This window comes from Actinoplanes palleronii, assembly GCF_016862315.1.
In the GTDB taxonomy this organism is placed as follows: Bacteria; Actinomycetota; Actinomycetes; order Mycobacteriales; family Micromonosporaceae; genus Actinoplanes; species Actinoplanes palleronii.
In genome coordinates, this window is record NZ_BOMS01000089.1 from 23,506 (window position 1) to 42,404 (window position 18,899).

Annotated in this window: 10 protein-coding genes and 1 pseudogene; all 11 read right to left on the reverse strand. The window is 72.7% G+C overall.

The annotated features are described in order from the left end of the window. Nucleotides 1-64: 64 nt before the first annotated feature. Complete coding sequence (locus tag Apa02nite_RS28410) at nucleotides 65-1,024, reverse strand: DUF1963 domain-containing protein (RefSeq protein ID WP_203827729.1); 960 nt, start codon at nucleotides 1,022-1,024, stop codon at nucleotides 65-67. Between the two features lie 68 nt (nucleotides 1,025-1,092). Beyond that, nucleotides 1,093-1,620, reverse strand: coding sequence for a hypothetical protein (locus Apa02nite_RS28415; RefSeq protein WP_203827730.1), 528 nt, complete (start codon nucleotides 1,618-1,620; stop codon nucleotides 1,093-1,095). A 225-nt stretch (nucleotides 1,621-1,845) separates the two neighbouring features. Beyond that, on the reverse strand, nucleotides 1,846-4,167 hold the full coding sequence (locus tag Apa02nite_RS28420; RefSeq protein ID WP_203827731.1) for a hypothetical protein: 2,322 nt from the start codon (nucleotides 4,165-4,167) through the stop codon (nucleotides 1,846-1,848). Nucleotides 4,168-4,216: 49 nt separating this feature from the next. Next, nucleotides 4,217-4,516 (reverse strand): YbaB/EbfC family nucleoid-associated protein, encoded by a 300-nt coding sequence (locus Apa02nite_RS28425; RefSeq protein WP_067707134.1) that lies wholly within the window; start codon nucleotides 4,514-4,516, stop codon nucleotides 4,217-4,219. 11 nt (nucleotides 4,517-4,527) lie between these two features. Next, nucleotides 4,528-7,839, reverse strand: a complete 3,312-nt coding sequence (locus tag Apa02nite_RS28430; RefSeq protein WP_203827732.1) for a right-handed parallel beta-helix repeat-containing protein — start codon at nucleotides 7,837-7,839, stop codon at nucleotides 4,528-4,530. Continuing rightward, nucleotides 7,839-10,772 carry a hypothetical protein gene (locus Apa02nite_RS28435; protein ID WP_203827733.1) on the reverse strand — a complete coding sequence of 978 codons (2,934 nt, stop codon included), beginning with the start codon at nucleotides 10,770-10,772 and terminating at the stop codon, nucleotides 7,839-7,841. The genes Apa02nite_RS28430 and Apa02nite_RS28435 overlap by 1 nt, the downstream gene beginning before the upstream one ends. Before the next feature lie 5 nt (nucleotides 10,773-10,777). Then, nucleotides 10,778-12,133, reverse strand: coding sequence for a type VII secretion protein EccB (eccB, locus tag Apa02nite_RS28440; protein WP_203827734.1), 1,356 nt, complete (start codon nucleotides 12,131-12,133; stop codon nucleotides 10,778-10,780). Nucleotides 12,134-12,139: 6 nt separating this feature from the next. Beyond that, nucleotides 12,140-13,546, reverse strand: a complete 1,407-nt coding sequence (gene eccD / locus Apa02nite_RS28445; protein WP_203827735.1) for a type VII secretion integral membrane protein EccD — start codon at nucleotides 13,544-13,546, stop codon at nucleotides 12,140-12,142. Nucleotides 13,547-13,589: 43 nt separating this feature from the next. Continuing rightward, on the reverse strand, nucleotides 13,590-17,555 hold the full coding sequence (eccCa, locus tag Apa02nite_RS28450) for a type VII secretion protein EccCa (RefSeq protein WP_203827736.1): 3,966 nt from the start codon (nucleotides 17,553-17,555) through the stop codon (nucleotides 13,590-13,592). Next, on the reverse strand, nucleotides 17,552-17,914 hold the full coding sequence (locus Apa02nite_RS28455; RefSeq protein ID WP_203827737.1) for a hypothetical protein: 363 nt from the start codon (nucleotides 17,912-17,914) through the stop codon (nucleotides 17,552-17,554). Before Apa02nite_RS28455 ends, eccCa begins: the two co-directional genes overlap by 4 nt. Further along, nucleotides 17,907-18,899, reverse strand: a pseudogene (locus Apa02nite_RS28460) (hypothetical protein); the annotation flags it as partial. The gene Apa02nite_RS28455 and the pseudogene Apa02nite_RS28460, both read right to left, overlap by 8 nt.

The window sequence follows — 18,899 nt, forward strand, 5'->3', positions numbered from 1 at the left end:
GTTGTAGCCGCGAGTGCTGACTCACCCGCGCCCCGGCCGGCCGATCACAGGGTGCAGCGATCCTTCAGCGAACGCGGATCGGCCATTCGGGACAGGCCGTGCACACGAAGATGCGCAGACCGTCCTCGTTGCCGGCGGTCACGCCGGTGGGCTTGGTGAGCACCGTCCATGCCGGATCGCCCCACGACTCCGGCACGTGTGCGTCCTCGACCGGAAACCAGGCCGCGCCGCGATGCTCGCTGGAACTGATCGTCAGCAGCAGATCCATCGGTGAGTGGCAGCCGTCGCAGAGCATCGGGATGAGGCCGGTGACTCCCCAGCTCGGGTAGCCGCCGACTTTCCACCCTGGCGCCCGCGACACCGAGGAATACGACTCCTCCCCGTACTGCCGGCTGTCCTCGAAGGCCCGGACACGCTCTCCGAGGTCATCGGGCAGCTCCTCGTCATCGGGGAACTCCACCACCTGCTCGGGGTGCACCACACAACGGCGTGGCAGGTAATGCTCTTCACTCGCCGTGACCGGTGGTGCGGCAGGCAACACGTTGACGACGCTGCGCTCCTGGCGCCATCGCACCTCGATCGCGGGACCCGAGTGCTCGCCGTGCGTGTTGGGACACCACAGCACCTGCAGCATGTCGGTGCCGGGCGGGCACCGCACATCCGGGATGTCACCGGCGCGCAGCTGCGCCACCGGCACCAGTGGCCCCGGCTGCACCTGCACCGTGCTTCCTCGCAGGAAAGAACCCGCGTCCGTCGTCGTGTAGCCCGCGAACCCGGGCACCATCGTCGCCAAGCCCGCCATCAACTCGGGACTCGGCGTCGACAGCGGCGGCACCGGCGGCACCGGCGTCTCGGTCGCCACGACATGCAGTTCTTCACAGGTCGGCCACGGCTCCTCAGCGGGCCAGAGCAAAAGACCGCCGACGTGGCTGTCCGAGCGGTCCGGCTCGCCCCGCCTCGGGTGCAGTCGCGTCGCCGTCTTCGCGAACGCGCTGAGGCCGGGGAACAGCGCCGGGAGATCCAAGGGCGGCACCGGCGAGGTCCGAGTCACAGCAGCGACCGTACTGCGCGGACGAGCACGTCGTGGCGGGATCAGGCGAAAAGCGCCAGCATCGACCGCTGCTCCGGCGTCAAGGGCAGCAGGGCGTTCGGCCCCGGGGTCGGGTAGAGCTGGGCGGCGGTCAGATCCGCTGCCCGCACGCTGGTGGCGACACCGACCTTGACACCCCGAGCCGCGAACCCGGCGAGCAACGCTGGCGCATCGAACAGGTACACCGCCGAGATCCACCAGCGGTGGTGGTGCACAGCGCCGGACGGCTTCGCGGGCCCACTCAGGACGAGGTAGTACTCGCACGGATGTGGACTGATGTCGATCCCGGCGGCGGCACTGCCGTACGCCTTGATGTTGACTGTCCGGTCCTTGAGCGGCCCGGAACGGAACCAGCCGTCATGACCGGCCTGAATCGCAGTCGCCGCGAGCCTGATGTCGAACACGGCGGCGGCGATGAACTCGCCCACGTCACCCTGCCGGGCGGACCGGCGGGTGATCCCGGCGATCCGCTGCTCGATCTCATCGCGCTCACGCAGCAGACCAGCGAGCTCCGCCAACCCCTCATCCATTGACCGACACTACCGCCGGGAATTAGAGAAAGGTCGGGCTGAACACCCTTGGATCGCCCGCCTCAAGGACTCAGTTCGAGCCTGGGGCGGACCGCTGAAGCGCGGGGGAACAGGTGGTGCGGATGCTCTACTGGTCAGGTCTGGGAACTACCCACTGACCACGATTGCATGATCACGATGCCGGGCGAGCTCGCCACCCTGCTGCTCAAACTCGGGTGACGAGGGTCAGCTGACCCGGGGCCGCAGGCCGGATCCGGGTTCTGCCGTCAGGCCGGGGACCTGGGCGAAGCGGCGCACCGCCGCCGCGCCCACCGTGGCGCGGGCCGTGCCGGTCAGCCAGCGATCGGCGGCGCGCTGCAGCTCGGCGATGATCACGTCGCTGCCGAGCGGGTCCGGGTCGGCGCCGGGCGGCAGGTGGCGCAGCAGGAGCCGGCCCCGGGTCTCCGCGGCCTGCGGCATCGTCGTGAGCACCTCGAACCGGCTGCCGGGCGGGAAGATCACCCGGTGGTCGGCGTGGTGCTCGTCGACCGGCTCCAGCGGCTCGGTGGCCGCGGCGCCGGCCGCCCAGATCAGCACGTCGACCGTTCCGGGCAGCACGGCCGGTACGGTCAGCGCCTCGGTGAAACCCCAGTCGGTGAGCACCGGCCGCGTCGTGATCCACTCCAGCTCGGTGGCGTTGAGGTCGGCGCTGAGCATGGCCGGGCCGTGATGCTCGGGCATCTTGGTCAGGCCGCCGGCCACGCAGCGGGCGAACGGCAGGTGCGGGCCGATCGCGCCGCCGTGCAGGGTCTGGCTGACCCCGATGCCGAACCCGGTCAGGTACATCCGCACCGCGGCCAGGTCGGTGATCAGGCCGTCCTCGGCCTGGAACCCGGAGTAGCGGGCGAGCACCTGTTCGACCTCGGTGCGCGCGCTGCGGTACCGCGAGGCGAAGGTCTCGCCCAGCCACACCCGGTCGGCGGCGACCGCCTCGGTGCCGGCCACCGCCCGCGCCGCCGGATCCGGGGTGGCCTGGAAGAAGCCGTTCGGGACCACCGGCGCCGGTGCGGCCGCGGCCACGGCCGGACGCGCGACCGGCGGCAGCACCCGCACCTGCTCGGTGATCTGCTCGATCACCGGGGCCGGCGCCACGATCGGCAGCTGCATGGTCGGCTCGGCCAGCGCGGACACCGGCGCCGCCGGGGCCGGCGCCACAACCGGGGCCGGGGCCGCGACGACCGCCGGGGCCACCACCGCGGGGCGCAGCGGCGCGAGGTCGAAGGCCGGGCTCTCGATCGCGGCGAACGCCACCGGTTCGGCCATCGGCGCGGTGACCGCGGCCACGAACTCGCCGACCGGCGCGCCGCTGGACGCGGTCAGGAACCCGGCGCGCTGCTGGGTCGGCGCGTCCAGCCGCGACACCAGGTCCTCGGCCAGCTGCCGCAGCCGGGCCACCTGGGCCGGGTCGGCGTCGTCGACGAGCACCTCGAACCGGTCCGGATTCAGTGCCCGGGACCGGACCGCGGCCGCGTGCCCGGGCAGGTCGTTGCCACGGATCCACAGCCCGGACTCGACGATCTCGACGACCGCGTCGCCGGCGTACTGGAACTGCAGCGCCCCGAGCGGGTCGCCCAGCTCGGCGGTGGCGCGATGCGCGACGATCTGCGGCGGCGCGCTGGCCTGCGGGGAGAAGCGCACCTCGCGGGCGAACGTCTGCCAGCCGGGTTGCCCGTCGGTCGCGGTGGTGTGCATCAGCGCCTCGTCCGGGCCGCCGGTGGGCACGCCGGTCAGGCACACTACCGGCGCGCCGAGCAGGTCGGCCAGGGCCTGGCCGAAGCTGACCCCCTCGCCCAGGCGCACGTCGCCGTACTGCACGAACCGGGCCCGGCTGCGCGCCTGGTCACCGAGCAGCCGCCAGAACCGGGCCACGTCGTCGAGCGCGAGCGCCGGCGCACCCGGGCTGCCGATCACCACGGTGACCTGGTCGGGATCGCAGGCCATCGACGTGGTGAGCCATGCGGCGTACGCGGCGGCCTCGGCGCCGGTGTGGTGCAGCCACACCCCGCCGGGCAGCGGTTCGGCGACCCCGGCGGCGCTGGTCGGCAGCGACTCCGCGACCTGCGCGTCCCAGGCCGGTGCCGGGTGGCGTTTGCCGGTCCACTCCGGCGGGCGGCCGCGGCGGTAGCGGATCCAGCCGGACCCCTCCCCGCCGTGCGCGAAGAGCATCCCGGACTCGCTGAGGGTGACCGCGCCGTCCGGGGACAGCACGGCGCGGCCGAGCCGGTCGGCGAGGAACTGCCCGGCCAGCAGCGACGTCTCCCGCCCGGCGCCGAGGAAGATCAGGCGCAGGTCGCGGCGGGTGCCGTGCAGGGTCGCGGCGACCGCTTCCCAGAACCCGGCGGGCAGGCCGGTGTGCAGGTCGAACACCACGATGTCGTGCTGCGGGTCGGGACGTACCTCGAGGGCCAACGTCTGCGCCTCGGGGCTGATCTCGTCGCGGGCGTGCAGCACGACAGCGTTGCCGACGACGTTGCGGGTCACCGTCGCGGGATGGAAGGCCGTACGCACTGAGGAGCTCCGCTGGTCGAGAACGAGATGGTCGGGCGACGGTGGACGGTCAGTGCAGGTTGATCTCGACCGGGCCCATCCGCTGCTCGGCCAGGCGCGAGGCGGTGGCCGCGGCGGCCCGGACCGCCTCGGTGATCGCGGTGGCCAGCCGGTCCGGGTCACGGTGGTCGAACACGGCCGGGTCGACCTGCACCGAGGTGAGCTTGCCGAGGCCGCTGGCGAGCACCGCGACCGTGCCGTCGGTGGAGCGACCGGTCACCACGGCCTGCCGCAGCGAGATCTCGGCGTCGCGCATGCGCTGCTCCAACGCCCGCGCGTTGTCGAAGAACTCCTGCATATCGGGGGCCATGACGGTTCCTCTCAGCTGACGGCCGCCAGGCCCTCGGCCTGACGGGTGGCGGCGGCTGTCCCCGCCATCGGGACGTTCAGGTCGGCGACGGCCAGGGTCCGCGAGGCGGCGGTGCGGCTCAGCAGCGAGGAGAACTCGTGCGCGGCGCGGACCGTCGGGCGCGGCAGCCGGCCGGCCAGCCCGGCGATCGCGGCCTGCACGTCCGGGGGCACCTCGTGGCCGCGGCGCACCAGGTGCCGCACGACGATGTCACCGAGCTCGGCCTCGGAGAACGCCGGCATCGACCACTGCCTGCCGAACACCTCGTCGAGCCCGGGGATCCGCTGGCGCAGCGCGGCCAGCGCGGCGATCTCCCCGATCAGCACCACGACCGGGTCACCGGCCGCCGCCCGCAGCTGCTCCACCAGGGCCTCAACGGCCTCGTCGGCACCCTCGCCGGGCGTGTGGTCGATCAGCAGCACCCCGCCGGCGGCGTCCTCGATCGCGGCGCGGACCAGGCTCGGGATCTGGCCCGGCCACTGCGGGGCCAGCGCGCCCGCGGTGGAGACCCGGACCACCTGGCCGACGCGGACCAGGTCGAGTTCGCTGAGCGCGGCCGCGTACAGCCGGGCGACCTCGCTGCGGCCGCTGCCGGGCACGCCGCCGAGGATCACGTTGGCGTTCTTTCCGTACGCGCGGCGGCGGTTGCGCAGGTCACACAGCTGCAGCAGGCCCGAGCCGAGCGCCTCGCGCACCGAGGTCGAACCGACCAGGGCGCAGACGCGTTTCCACGAGCGGGTCGCCTTGATCGCGCCGGCCGGGTCGGTGGCGCTGTCCGGGCTGCTGTTCTGCTCCACCGGCAGGTCGTCGAGCAGCGCGAACTCCGGCGCGACGTCCTCGCCGGTGAGCCGGTTCATCTCGGTGTCCTTGACGACCGGGCTGGTCGCCAGCCGGGAGGCCTGGTTGTTGATCATGGCTTCGAACAGTTTACGGGCGACACGGCCGTTGCCGAAGGTGGCGTTCTTCGGTACCCGCTCGAAGTACGCGGTCAGCCCGTCGACCGCGTCGTCGGTGAGCTCGTAGTAGTGCTTGGCGACCAGGTTCGAGGTGATCGTGACGAGTTCCTCGACCGAGTAGTTCGGGAACTCGATGGTGCGGGTGAACCGGGAGGCCAGACCGGGGTTGGACTCGAGGAACTTCTCCATCAGCTCGGAGTACCCGGCGACGATCACCACAAGCTCGTCGCGGTGGTCCTCCATCATCTTCATCAGCGCGTCGATGGCTTCCTGGCCGAAGTCCGGCCCGGAGCCGCCGGAGCCGGCCGACAACGTGTACGCCTCGTCGATGAACAGCACCCCGCCGAGCGCCTTGGTGACCAGCTCGGTGGTCTTGATCGCAGTCGAGCCGATGTACTGCCCGACCAGGTCGGCGCGGGCCGCCTCGACCATGTGGCCCTTGGACAGGATGCCCAGTTCGGCCAGGACCGAGCCGTAGAGCCGGGCGACCGTGGTCTTACCGGTACCGGGCGGGCCGGCGAAGACCAGGTGCCGGCTCATCGGCGGCATCGGCAGGCCCATCTGCAGCCGCACCTGCGACATCCTGATCAGGTTGATCAGGGCGGTGACCTCTTTCTTCACCCCGCGCAGGCCGATCAGCGCGTTGAGTTCGCGCAGCGGGCCGGCGAGTTCGCCCTCCGGCTCGTCCTTGCCGGCCGGGCCGGACTCGCCGTCGCCGGAGGCCGGGCCCGGCGCGGACCCGGCACGCCCGGCGGCCGGGCCACCGGATCCCTGGGCACGCCGGCCGGTGGTCACCGAGTCCAGGCTCAGCTGCGCGCCGGCGCCCCGGTGGATGTCCTCGCCGGTGCTGTCCTGCACGACGCAGCGGGTCACGGTGACCGGCTCGGTGTTCTCGGCGCTGATCCCGGCCGCGCCGCTGCCGAGGATCTCGCAGTCGACGACCCGGCCCCGGGCGCCGTCGGCCAGGGCGATCCCGTTGCCCTTGGCGTCACGCACCCGGACCTGGGTGGCGGTCACCTGGCCGCCGCCGGTGACCAGCAGACCGTCGCCGGGCGCGCCGGTGATCTCGCTGTCCTTGAGCTGCAGCTGACCGCCGTCGACGCGCACGCCGCAGCCGCGGGCCACCATCGAGCTGAGCGTCAGCGACGAGCCGGTGCCGACGGTGACCGTGGCCGGCGCGCTGCCGTCGAACCGGGCGTCGCGCACGGTGCCGCGGGCCTGGCCGCTGAACTCGAGCGCGACCCCGCCGTCGACGGCCAGATCCGAGCCCTCCAGGACGGTCTCGTCGCGCACCACGACACCGGCGCCGGTCTCCACCTCGGCGCGCAGCCGGTGCAGCGTCACGGTCCCGCCGCCGCCGAACACCGCCACGTTGTCCCGGGTGCCGCGCACGGTCAGACCGCTGAACGTCGGCGAGGCCTTCGCCTCGGTCAGGACCGCTATCGGGGTTCCGGTCACCGTCGTGTCGGTGAATTCCGGCTTCGCCGCACCCGTCAGGTGTACGGCGGTGTGCCCGATCCCGGTGAAGGTACAGCGTACGAAATGGGGTCGGGCATTGTCCGTGATGTGGACCGCCTGCAGTGCCGCACCGCTGAACGTGGAGTCGGTGACCGTCACGTCGATCTCACCGCGCAGGAACACGTCGACGTTCGCGCTGTCGCGCACGGTCAGCCCGGTGATCCGGGCGTGCGCCTTCTGCTCCACCACCAGGGCGGGCTTGCGCGCGCCGACGATCTCGCACTGGTCCATCACCAGACGGCTGTCGCCGTTGGCGCAGATGCTGTTGGCCGGGGTGTCGCGCACGGTGCAGCGGCGCAGGGTGAGCGTGGCGGTCTCACCGACCACGATGCCCGAGGTGGTCACGTCCTTGATCGTGGTGTCCTCGACGGTGCCGGTGCCCGAGGACATCATCACGATCCCGGCGCCGGCGCTGCTGGACACCTCGCAGCGGCGCATCGCGAGCGACCCCTGCAGCCGGGCCAGCACGGTGACCCAGGAACTGCCGGCGATCGTGCAGCCGTCCAGGGCGACCTCGCCGGCGTAGACGTCGACGGCGGCGAGTTTCGGGTCGCCGCTGGACAGGGTGAGCCCGCGCAGCTGGGCGCCCTCGCCGTGCACGACCAGCACACTGCCCTGCTCGACGTGCACCTCGACCGGGCCGCCGTCCTCGGCGCTGATCGTCACCCGGTTGCCGAGCACCAGCTTCTCGGTGTACCGGCCCGGGTGCACGCTGATCGTCGCACCGGCTTCGGCCCGGGCCAGCGCCGCACCGATCGTCGGGTACGCGCCGGGCTGGCGCGAGCCCACCACCAGAACCTGTCGGCTCATCACCGGGTCACCTCCTGCCGTTCCAGGCCCGGGAGCACGTCGAAGCGTGCCCGCGCGGCCGAACCGATCCGTCGCTTGGCCGGTGCGCCGGCCCATCGTTCCAGGCTGCGATGCAACGACGTGACGGCCAGCTCGTCGAGCGAGACCCGGTCCGGGTCGACCCGGCCCTCGTCGTCGATCTCGTTGCTGCCGATCTCGCGCATCAGGATCGAGCCGCGCCCGTCGTCCGACGGCTCGCGCAACTCGAGGACCTTGAAGCTGGTGCCGGGCAGGAACACCACCCGGTCGTCGATCCGTTCGTCGTCCTGCGGCTCGAGCAGCGCGGTGCGCCGCCCGGTCATCGACCAGAGCAGCACGTCGGTGTCGCCGTCCTGCACCTCGTCCGGCTGGGTCATCGCGGTGACGAACCCCCAGTCGGAGAAGAGCCGGCGCTGCCGGTAGAGCTCCCACTCCTCGGCCAGCGGCGACATCCGGAAGATCGTGGTGCCGCGGAACGACGGCAGCCGCGACAACCCGGAGACCGCGCAGCGGGCCAGCGGCACGTGCGGGCCGTTGCGCCCGGCGCGCAGCCCGGCGTCCACACCCGGGCCGCGGGCGGACAGGAACAGCCGGACCGCGACCGAGTCGACGAGCACGTCGTCGGTGCCGTGGCCGGCGCTCTGCAGACCCGGGTGCTCCGACATGATCCGGGCGACCGAGCTGGCCATCGTGTCGAAGTCGCGGCTCAGGGTGCGCCGGACCCAGACGCGCTCCTCGTCGAGGGGGCGGTTGGGCAGCAGGGCGCTGGTGGCCGGGTCGGGCACCGGCTGCTGCCGGACCCGGGGGCCGGCCGGGGCGGCGGGCGCGACCGGAGCGGCGGGTTCGACCGGAGCGGCGACGACGGGCGGGGTCTCGATCTCGACCGGGCCGGGGAGGTCGACCGGGGCCGGGGCTGAGGCGGCGGGCGCGGGCTGGACGGCGGGAACGCCCACCTCGACGACGGCCGAGAGCGGCACCTCGATCGGGGGCGCGACCATGCCCGGGTCGAACGGGGGCGGCGGCTCGACCGCGGGTGGTGGCTCGACCGGTGGGGGCGGTGGCGCGATGTCCACCGTGGTGGGCGCCGCCGGAGCGACCGGGGCGGCGGGGAAGTCGACCGGCGCGGCCGGCAGCTCGACCGGCTCGTCGGGAGCGATCAGTGCGACCGGCGCCAGCGGCTCCTCGACGACGGGCGCCGGTTCAAAGGCGGCCGGTTCCTCGACAACCGGCGCCGGTTCCTCGACAACCGGCGGCTGTTCAAAAGCGGCCGGCTCTTCGACAACCGGCGGCGGCTCATAAGCGACCGGCGGCCGCAACAGAGCGGACGACTGCTCGGCAACAGCCAGCACCGACGGCTCCTCGACCACCGGCAACGGCAGCGGCATGCTGAACGCCTGCGAGTCGTCGAACACCGGCAACGGCCCGCTGAACGCCTGCGACTCGTCGAACACCGGCGACGGCGCCGGCGCCGGCAACGGCACGCTCACACTGAACGCCTGCGACTCGTCGAAGGCCGGCATCGGCGCCCGGTACGACTGCGGCTCCGCCGCCGGAACCGGCAACTCCACCACCGTCGGCACCGTCACGTCCACCGGGGCCCGCGACGTGATCGCGTCCACGTCCGCGGCGGCGGTCGCCCGCCCGCCGCGGGTCATCTCCGGCACCAGCACCGACGCCGGCACCAGCGCCCCAGGTGCGGTCATGTCGTCGAGCCGGGCCGCCAGATCCGCGGCGAGTTCGCGCATCCGGCCGGTCTGCGCCGGCACCGAGTCGTCGAAGATCAGCGTGCTCTGCTGCGGGTCGAGCGCGGTGGCCCGGACCCGTTCGGCGTTGCCCGGCTCCTCCACCCCGCGGATCCACAGCCCGGCCTCGACCACCTCGACGACCGCGTCCGGGGCGTACCAGAACACCCGGGGCGCGATCTCGTCGGTCCAGCGCAGCGGCGCCCGGTGGCTGAGCACGACCGGGCGGCGCGGCCGCGAGTTCTTGTGCACGCGCGGCACGTAGCCGAGTTCGCGGGCGAACGGCGGCCAGCCGAGCGTCCCGTCCGGCAGGACCGTGCGCAGGTCGTACTTGTCCGGGGTGCCGACCGGGACACCGGTGTAGCAGATCACGTTCGCGGCGAGCAGGTCGGCGAGCGCCTGGCCCAGCGCCTCGCCCTCGGGCAGCCGCACGTCGCCGTACTGCACGAAGCGGGTCCGGGCGCGGGCGTCCTCGTCGAGGCCGCGCCAGAACCGCACCACGTCGTCGAGCGACAGCGGCGGGGTGCCGGGGCAGCCGAGCAGCACGGTCATCACATCCGGCTGGCAGGGCACGCCGGTGATCAGGTGCTGGCGGTGGGTGGCCACCGTGGCGGTGTCGCGGGTGTCGTGGATCCAGACGCCGCCGGGCAGCGGTTCGATCTCGCCGATCGCGCTGGACGCGCGGCTGTCGACCGCCGCGAGGTCCCACAACGGCGCCGGGTAGCGCTTGGACTCCCAGGTCGGTGTCTTGCCGGGGCGGAACCGCACCCAGCCGCTGCCCGGCTGGGAGTGCACGAACAGGGTGCCGGCCGAGCCGCGGATCAGTTCACCGTCGGGCGCGATGACCGTCCGGTTCAGTCGCTCCGACAACCACTGCCCGGCCATCGCCGCGGCGGTGGTGGAACGCCCGCAGGCGACCAGCCGGATGCCGCGCCGGCGGCGCGGCAGCACCCGGGCCATCGCCTCCCAGGAGTTGATCGGCATCCCGGCGCCGAGGTCGAGCACAACGATGTCGTTGTCGGCGTCGGCCACCACGGCCATCGCCAGGGTCTGCGCCTCCGCGCTGATCCGGTCGGAGCCGTGCAGCACCGTGGCGTTGCCGACGATGTGCTGCTCGACCCGGCCGGGCTCGTCACCTTTGCCACGAAGCAGGCCACGAATCCCGTTCGCCATGTCGATCAACCTCCTGCGGGGCTGTAGATCGCCCCGCGACTCAGGGCCGGGCCGTGCGGCAGGGCCGCCAGCAGGCTTTGCGGGAACGGCACCGGGGTGCCGTCGAGGCCGAGAGCGCTCTGGCTGTCCGTGTCGGCCACCGGGTAGGCGGTGCCCGACTCGGAGAGGTAGACGACCTGGTCACGCTGGTTCTGTGGGTGCGGCACGGCGACGACGGCCATGCCGGTGCCGGGTGCCGCGAGCACTCCGGCCCGGCCGGTGGCGTCCACCCCGGAGGTGCCGGCGGCGGTGAACACGATCTGGGTCTCGAAGGTGTCCTCGCCGCTGGGCCGCTGCCGCTGGCACAGCGCCGTCGAACCGCGGTCCTGCGGGCGCATCGCGGTCAGGTCGGGCAGCCGGTCCAGCAGGGTGCGGTCGCTCGAGCGGGCCGCGCCGACCACGGCGGCGGCGTCCAGCTCGATCGGCGGGGTGGCCGCGGCGGCCGCGCCGAGCAGGAACTCGGTCGCGCTGATCGGGGCGAGGCCGTCCTTGCGCAGCACGAACAGCTGCTCCTCGCCGCCGGCCGGCCGCTGGCGGAACAGCGTGCCGACCCGGCGGTGCTGGCCGCCGACCTTCGGGCCGAACGTGCCGGCGCCGGGCACCTTCGCCGGGCCGAGCGCCACACCGTCGGGCAGCCAGTCCAGCCAGGTCTGCGGGGCGAGCATCGGCCGCACGTTGCTGGCGCCGAGCGCGACCAGCACCGAGTCGGCCTCGACCCGGAACTTGTGACCACGAATGATCAGGTATTCGACGCCGGTCGGGCTGCGGACCACGCTGAACCGGTCCTGCGGCAGAACCGCGACCGGTGCCTGCGGGTCCAGGTTGACCCCGAGCGCGGCCGGGTCCGGCTTCTCGACCAGCGAACCGGGCAGGCAGACCAGCCACGGCCCGGCCACCCGGGTGCCGCCGGACACCGACTGCGGCCAGCCGGAGTCGCCGAGCTCGGCGCCGCGGGGCACCTCCTTGATCGAGTTACGGGAGATCAGCTTGACCGTCATGGCCTTGCCGAGCAGCAGCGACGCGGTGGTCACGTTCGCCACCGGCCGCAGCGCACCGTCGAGGTAGACGTAGCGGTTGCCGGTCTCCTTCTCCACCACGAGGTTGCCGGGTTTGCTGTACGCGGTGGAGCCGCCGGGCACGATCCAGCCGTAGACGGCGACACCGCCGATGCCGAGCGCCGCCACCAGGATGCCGAACAGCAGCCCGGTCATCGCCCGGTGACCGGGGATCTCGGCGCTGGTCGGGTCGCCCTGCACCAGGGCCGAACCGAGCCGGCCCATCATGAACTGATGGGCGTGCACGTGGTCGCGTTGGGTCTGCACGCCCGCCTACCCGAACAGTCCGCGGGCCCAGGCGTAGAGCCCGAGCGTCTGCGCCAGGATCGGCAGGATCGCGACGCCGGAGGCCACGTCGAAGAAGGTCGCCGAGTACTCCCAGAACGGCAGCATCCGCTGCGGCCACGGTCGCAGGGCGGCGAGCACCAGCGGGATCAGCAGCACGAGCAGCACACCGATCAGCGTGAACCGCCCGCCCGAGGGCATGCTGTCGGCCAGCCGCAGCAGCACCAGGACGTAGCCGGCCACACCCGCGGCGACCAGGGCGAGACGCTGCCAGAGCCCGAAGAACGTCCGTGAACGCAGCAGCACCGCACTCGACACCAGCAGCACCAGCGTCCAGCCGGACCAGCCGGACACCTGGTTGACGAAGTGGAACAGCACCGGCAGCAGCACCGCGGCCACCACGATCGCCACGGTCAGGTACGTCTCGGCGTTGTCGGCGCGCTCCTTGACCAGGCTCGAGTCGTCCGGCTCGATGTCGTAGGCCATGTCCTCGCCGGTCTTGGGCAGCTGCGGGCCGCGCAGGCGCGACAGCTTGACCGCGAACCGGGGCGCCAGCACGATCACCGCGAACAGCACCGCGCTGGCCGCCGCCGACGTGGTCGCCGCGCTCGCGCCGGCCGCGTCGCCGAGCAGGATGGTCAGCACCACGGTCAACGCGGTCAGCCCGACGAACAGCATCGGCGCGAACGGCATGTGCGGGGTGACGGTGCGCTGGAAGACCAGCAGCAGCGCGCTGACCGCGGTGGCGGCCACCGCGCCGGCGAGCACCGCCGGGCCGGTCCAGGCCACCCCGTCGAGCTTGTCGTCGACGGCGCTGGACGCGGCGATCGCGGCGAAGAACACCGCGCCGCAGCCGAACAGCAGCGCGAAGTTGCCGTCGGTCAGCCGGCGCGCGCTGACCAGCGCGGCGGCCAGCAGCGCCAGCGACAGCACCGCGCCGCTGACGATCTGCGGCAGCAGCGGGCCGTGTGCCACCACGGCCCGGGCCACCACCAGCATCACGATCGCGGAGAGCACCAGGAACAACGGCCGGCGGTGTTCGGCCTGCCACCGGTCGGTGCGCCGGTTGACCATCGTGGCGACACCCTCGGCGAGGTCGTCGAAGTCCAGTTCGGGCAGCGGGTCCTCGGCGCGGCGCAGGTACAGCTGCTCGCCCTCGATCCAGTCGAGGCTCTCCGGGGTGCCGGACAGCTCGAACGGCACCGCCCCGAGCCGCTGCAGCACCCAGGGGCCCTCCGGCAGGTCACGTTCGAAGCCGGGCCCGCTGCTGGTCAGCTGCAACAGCTGCGGCAGCAGGTCGGCGACCGGGATGCCGACCGGGACCGCCAGGTCCACCTGGCGGTCGGGTCCGGTCACGGTGATCCGGCAGATCTCGCCGCTCATCGCCGCGGTCATCGGGGTACCTCTTTCATCGGCGCGGAGCGCCACGGAGCGGATCTCATCGGTGTGTGCCGGTGCTGACGTGACCGGTCTGCATCAGGCGCACACCACGGCGGGTGACGAGCTGGGCGCGTCCGGGCGGGAGCCGCCGCGGCGCGGCCTCGCCCAGGAACTTGCCCTCCTCCTTGGGGTAGGAGAACAGCGTGGCCGGGGTGCCCAGCTCCCACATCCGGCGCACGACCGGGTCCATCATGGCCCGCATCGCGCCGGACGTGCTGCGCGCCAGGATCACGTGCAGCCCGACCGACGAGCCCTGCGCCAGCAGCGGGAGCAGCGGTTCCAGGGTCGAGCCGACACCGACACCCTTGGTCATCAGGTCGTAGTCGTCGACCACGACGAACAGTTCCGGGCCTTCCCACCAGTCGCGGCGGCGCATCCGTTCCGAGGAGATGTCCGCGCCGGGCAGCCGCCGGGTCATCGAGACCGAGGTCTGCCCGGCCAGCTCGTAGAGCCGGTCGCCGGTGAACGCCGCACCGACCTGGTAGGCCGCGTCGATCGCGGTGTCCAGGTCGCGCCGCGAGTCACCGAGCACCACCTTGGCCTGCTCGGGGGTGTAACGGCGCTGGATGGCGGCGAGCACCAGCCGCAGCATGTTCGTCTTGCCGGTCTCGTTGTCGCCGAAGACCAGCAGGTGCGGGGTGGCCAGGAAGTCGTGCCAGACCGGGGCGATGCGCTGCTCGTCCTGGCCCAGGCAGACCCGGAACTCCGGCTCCGGGTCGGGCAGGCTCGCGGCCGGCAGGCTCGGCGGCAGCATCCGCACCTGCGGGGCCAGCGGGCCGGGCCAGAACGTGCCGATCTCCTCGACCACCGCCTTGGTCGCCTCGGCCAGGTCACCGACCGCGGACAGCCCGTCCATCCGCGGCAGGCCACCGAGGAAGTGCAGGCCGGTCGAGGTCAGGCCGCGACCGGACTGGTTGGGCACGGTGGCCGCCTTGCGGGCGCCGACGTCGGATTCCATCGAGTCGGCCAGCCGCAGTTCGAGCCGGGTGCCCATCAGGTCACGCAGCCAGGTGCGCATCTCCGACCAGCGGGTCGCGGTGACCATCACGTGCACGCCGAACGACAGGCCCCGCGAGACGATCTCCTGGAACTTGCTGTCGAGCTCCTGGAAGTCCTGCTTCATCGTGTACCAGCCGTCGATCACCAGGAACACGTGACCGAACCGGTCGTTGATCTCACCGCGCGCACAGGCGGCCAGGTAGGAGGCCATCGAGTCGAGCCCGCGCTGGGCGAATTCCGCTTCGCGGCGCTCCATGATTTGCAAGATCTCTTCGATGGTACGAACGACCCGGTCCCGTTCGAGTCGCGTCGCGATCGAGCCGACGTGCGGCAGCCCGGCGATCGAGGCGAGCCCGCCGCCGCCGAAGTCGAGCCCGTAGAACTGCACCTCGCGCGGGGTGTTGGTCAGCGCGAGCGCGAGCATCAGGCTGCGCAGCAGGGTCGACTTGCCGCTCTGTGCGGCGCCGGCGATCCCGACGTGCCCGTCGGCGCCACCGAGGTCGGCGGTCAGCAGCTCGCGGATCTGCTCGGCGGGCCGGTCCACGATCCCGATCGGCACCCGCAGCTTGCCCTGCATCGCCGGGTCGTCGACGGTCATCCCGCGTCGCGGGTCCGGCACCACGCTGGGCAGCAGCGAGTCCATGCTGGGCGCGGCGGACAGCGGCGGCAGCCACACCTGCCGGGCCGGTGGGCCGGACCCGGCCAGCCGGTCCAGCAGCACCTCGACCATGCTCGGCCCGGTCGGGGTGGCGAAGTCCTCGGCGAGCACCGGGCCGGCCTCGGCCAGCTCGCGCGCCGGGTCGTAGCCGCCGGCGATGCGCCGGGTGGTGAACTCGACGACCTCCCGGGACCCGGCCGGCCCGCCGGCCACCGCGACCCGCCCACCGGCGCCGGTGTACGGGCCGGAGACGTACGCGGACTTGAACCGCACCAGGTTCGTCGTGTCGATCTTCAGGTAGCCGTTGCCGGGCTCGGACGGCAGCTCGTAGGCCGCGCCGACGCCGATCACCGCGCGCGACTCCATCGAGGAGAACGTGCGCAACGCCACCCGGTACGACAGGTGGCCCTCGACCCGGCTGATCCGGCCCTCGTCGAGGCGCTGCGAGGCGAGCAGCAGGTGCACCCCGAGGCTGCGGCCCAGCCGGCCGATCGACACGAACAGGTCCATGAACTCGGCCTTGCTCGACAGCAGCTCACTGAACTCGTCCACGATGATCAGCAGCACCGGGAACGGCACCAGCTGGGCGCCGGCCGAGCGGGCCTTCTCGTAGTCGAACAGCGAGGCGTACCCGCTGGCGCGCAGCAGCTCCTGGCGCCGGGTCATCTCACCGTTGAGGGCGTCCTGCATCCGGTCGACCAGCGGCAGCTCGTCGGCGAGGTTGGTGATCACCGCCGAGGTGTGCGGCAGCCGCTCCATGCCCATGAAGGTCGCGCCGCCCTTGAAGTCGACCAGGACCAGGTTGAGGATCTCCGAGGAGTGGGTGGCGGCGAGCGAGCAGACCAGCGTGCGCAGCAGTTCGCTCTTGCCGGAGCCGGTGGCGCCGATCAGCAGGCCGTGCGGTCCCATGCCGCCCTGCGCGGACTCCTTGAGGTCCAGCTCGATGACCTCGCCGTCCTCGGTGACCCCGATCGGCACCTGCAGGCGGTTACGTTGCGGATTGCGGGTGCGGAACAGCGCTTGTACGTCGTACGCGTTGAGGTCGCGGATGCCCAGCAGCGAGGTCAGCTCGAAGTCGTTGGTCAGCGGCTCGTCGACCACGTCGAGGGTGCCGCTGGTGCGTTTGGGCGCCATGCTGCGCGCCAGCGCCAGCGCCTGGGTGCCGTCGAGCACGTCGCGCACCGCGGAACCGACCGCGTCGCCGGCCGGGAACGTCACCTTGTCGTCCTGCACGCTCAGCCGCAGCACCTTCGGCCCGCCGGGCATGGTGCCGGTCAGGTCGATCAGCACGACGTTGCGGATGCCGGTGCCCAGCAGCCGGGAGCTGTCCGGAATGTCGGCCAGGTGCGCCAGCACCACCACGAACGGTTCGGCGGTCGACGGGCGGGCGGTCCGGTCGTGGTCGCCGCGGTCACCGACCTCCGCGCCGAGCAGGTCCATCAGGTCGTCGTGGCTGCTCGCGAACAACCGGACCGGGCCGGCCGCGTCCACCGCGCTGGGGTGCGCGTTGTGCGGCAGCCACTTGATGAACTCCCACGGCTGGCGGTGCACCTCGGTGGCCAGCACCGCGATGCGCACCTCGTCCGGGGCGTGGAACGTGGCCAGTTGCGCCAGCATCGCCCGGACCAGGTCGATCGCCGGTTCGGCCTCGCCCTCCAGCTCGATGCTGGTGAAGCTGCGCAGCCCCACCGAGACCGGGATGCCGCCGACCGTGCGGTACGCCTCGGAGAAGCGGCGCAGCGAGATCGACGAGAGTGGTTCGAGGTCCTCGATCGGCTTGGTGGTCGGCGGGATGAACTTCAGCAGCGCGTTCTGCCGGCCCAGTCCGATCCGGACCCGGCCGAAGTCGTCGTGGCTGGCCCGCCGTTCCCACAGCCGGCTGCTCATCGCGATCGACCACAGCCAGCTCGGCTGCGGGTTGTTCCACAGGACGAACTCGCGCTGCTGCGCGGCCGCGGTGCGGGCCTGTTTGCGCAGCTGGGCGATGTAGCGCAGGAAGTCCCGGCGTTCGCCGCGCATCTTGCGTTTGCGTTCGGAGGCCGACTTGCCGATCTGCATGACGCCCATCAGCAGCATGCCGCCGGCCATCGCGCCGCCCATCACGTACATGATCGGCGCTTTGCTGTAGAGGCCGAACATGGCCATCATGCCGCCCATGCCCAGGCCCATCGGCACGATCATCGCGAACGACCGGAAGTCGAGCGGGGCCTCCTCCGCCATCAGCGGCGGCTCCTGCAGGTCGATCTCGCCCTCGGGGCCGTCCGGGCCGGTCGCGCGCGGCGGCCGTTTGACGGTGACCGTGCTCATCCGAGCACCCCGGTGTCGCCGGCGCCGCCGCCCCAGACGTCGTCGCTCTGCTGCAGCAGCTTGACGGCGTACCGGTCGTTGCGGAAGCGCTCGACCACGCGGGCCTCGTCCTCCTCGTCGCCGCGGGCCCGGCTCTCCTTCTCCTTGGCCTTCTCCTCGGCCTCGGCCTGCTCGCGTTCCTTGGCCTCGTCCATCTCCTGGGCCAGGGCGTTCATCATTTCCCAGCGTTCGTCCACGCTGAGGATCGGTCCTTCGCCACCACACCCGACGGTCGGGATCAGGTCCTGGTCCGCGGCCGGCTTGGTGGGCCGCCAGACCGGACGCGGCGCGGCGAGCCCGTCCTCGTTCCGATCAGGCATCGGCTGGTTTCTCCTCGTGCGTACGGTTCGGCTCGTCCTGCAACCACCACGAGTCGCCGGCGTCGTCCCAGCCCGCGGTGTCCCCGCCGGACTCGTCCGGCCGGACCACCGGTACGTGGTCCTCGGCGGCCGGGAGCATATCCGCCTCGATCTCGGCCTCGGCCTGCGGCGTCCACCGCTCGGGTGCCTCGGTCAGCAGCTGGGCGGCGTCCGGGGCCTCGGGCTCGGTACGCTCGTCGATCTCCTCGGTGACGGCGGCCAGCGGCGGCAGCAAACCGAGGTTCTCGGCCGTGGCCGGCTCCGGCTCCTCCGCGATCGGCGTCTCGCCGGGGGTCTTCTCCTGCGGCTCCTCGTCGGACGAACCGCGGACCGGCAGGAACGGCAGGATCAGCAGGTCGTCGTCGCGCTTGTCCTTGCCCGGGGCCTCGACCGCCGGGACCGGGGAGCGCATCACGTCGACGGCCTGCATCGGCATCGGAACCTCGACCGGCGCGGGGGCCTCGGGCAGCGCGGTCACCGGGGCGGACGGATCCGTCTCGCTGCCCGGCTCGCCCTGCCACGCGGCGTCGTCGCGTTCGACGCGCTGCGCCGCCTCGGGCCGTTCGATCGGCGCCACCGGCACCAGGTGCGGCGCGGCCGTGAGCGGGTTGCCACCCGGCGGCAGCGTCGTGCCCAGGCCCGCACCGCCGGCGTCGGCGCCGCCGGGCGCGTCCGGCCCGTCGACCCCGCCGAGCTTGACGCCCGACCAGTCGGTGTCGTCGCCGGTCAGCAGCCCACCCGCGTCCGGGGCATCCGGCAGGCTCACGCCACCGGCACCACCGCCGGGCGCACCACCACCGGGCATCTGACCGCCGGGCATCTGGCCGCCCAGTCCACTGCCACCGGGGTTCGCGCCACCGGGCGCGTCCGGCACGTCCACCGACCCCAGCGTCGGCGCCTGCCAATCCGCCTCGTCACCGGTCAGCAGGCCACCCGCGTCCGGAGC

Bases quoted from the DNA above. Each gene is read 5' to 3' on its own strand.
- Apa02nite_RS28430 (WP_203827732.1), bottom strand. From the start codon at position 7,839: ATGAGCCGACAGGTTCTGGTGGTGGGCTCGCGCCAGCCCGGCGCGTAC.
- Apa02nite_RS28415 (WP_203827730.1), bottom strand. From the start codon at position 1,620: ATGGATGAGGGGTTGGCGGAGCTCGCTGGTCTGCTGCGTGAGCGCGAT.
- Apa02nite_RS28435 (WP_203827733.1), bottom strand. From the start codon at position 10,772: ATGGCGAACGGGATTCGTGGCCTGCTTCGTGGCAAAGGTGACGAGCCC.
- eccCa (WP_203827736.1), bottom strand. From the start codon at position 17,555: ATGAGCACGGTCACCGTCAAACGGCCGCCGCGCGCGACCGGCCCGGAC.
- eccD (WP_203827735.1), bottom strand. From the start codon at position 13,546: ATGACCGCGGCGATGAGCGGCGAGATCTGCCGGATCACCGTGACCGGA.
- Apa02nite_RS28425 (WP_067707134.1), bottom strand. From the start codon at position 4,516: ATGGCCCCCGATATGCAGGAGTTCTTCGACAACGCGCGGGCGTTGGAG.
- Apa02nite_RS28455 (WP_203827737.1), bottom strand. From the start codon at position 17,914: ATGCCTGATCGGAACGAGGACGGGCTCGCCGCGCCGCGTCCGGTCTGG.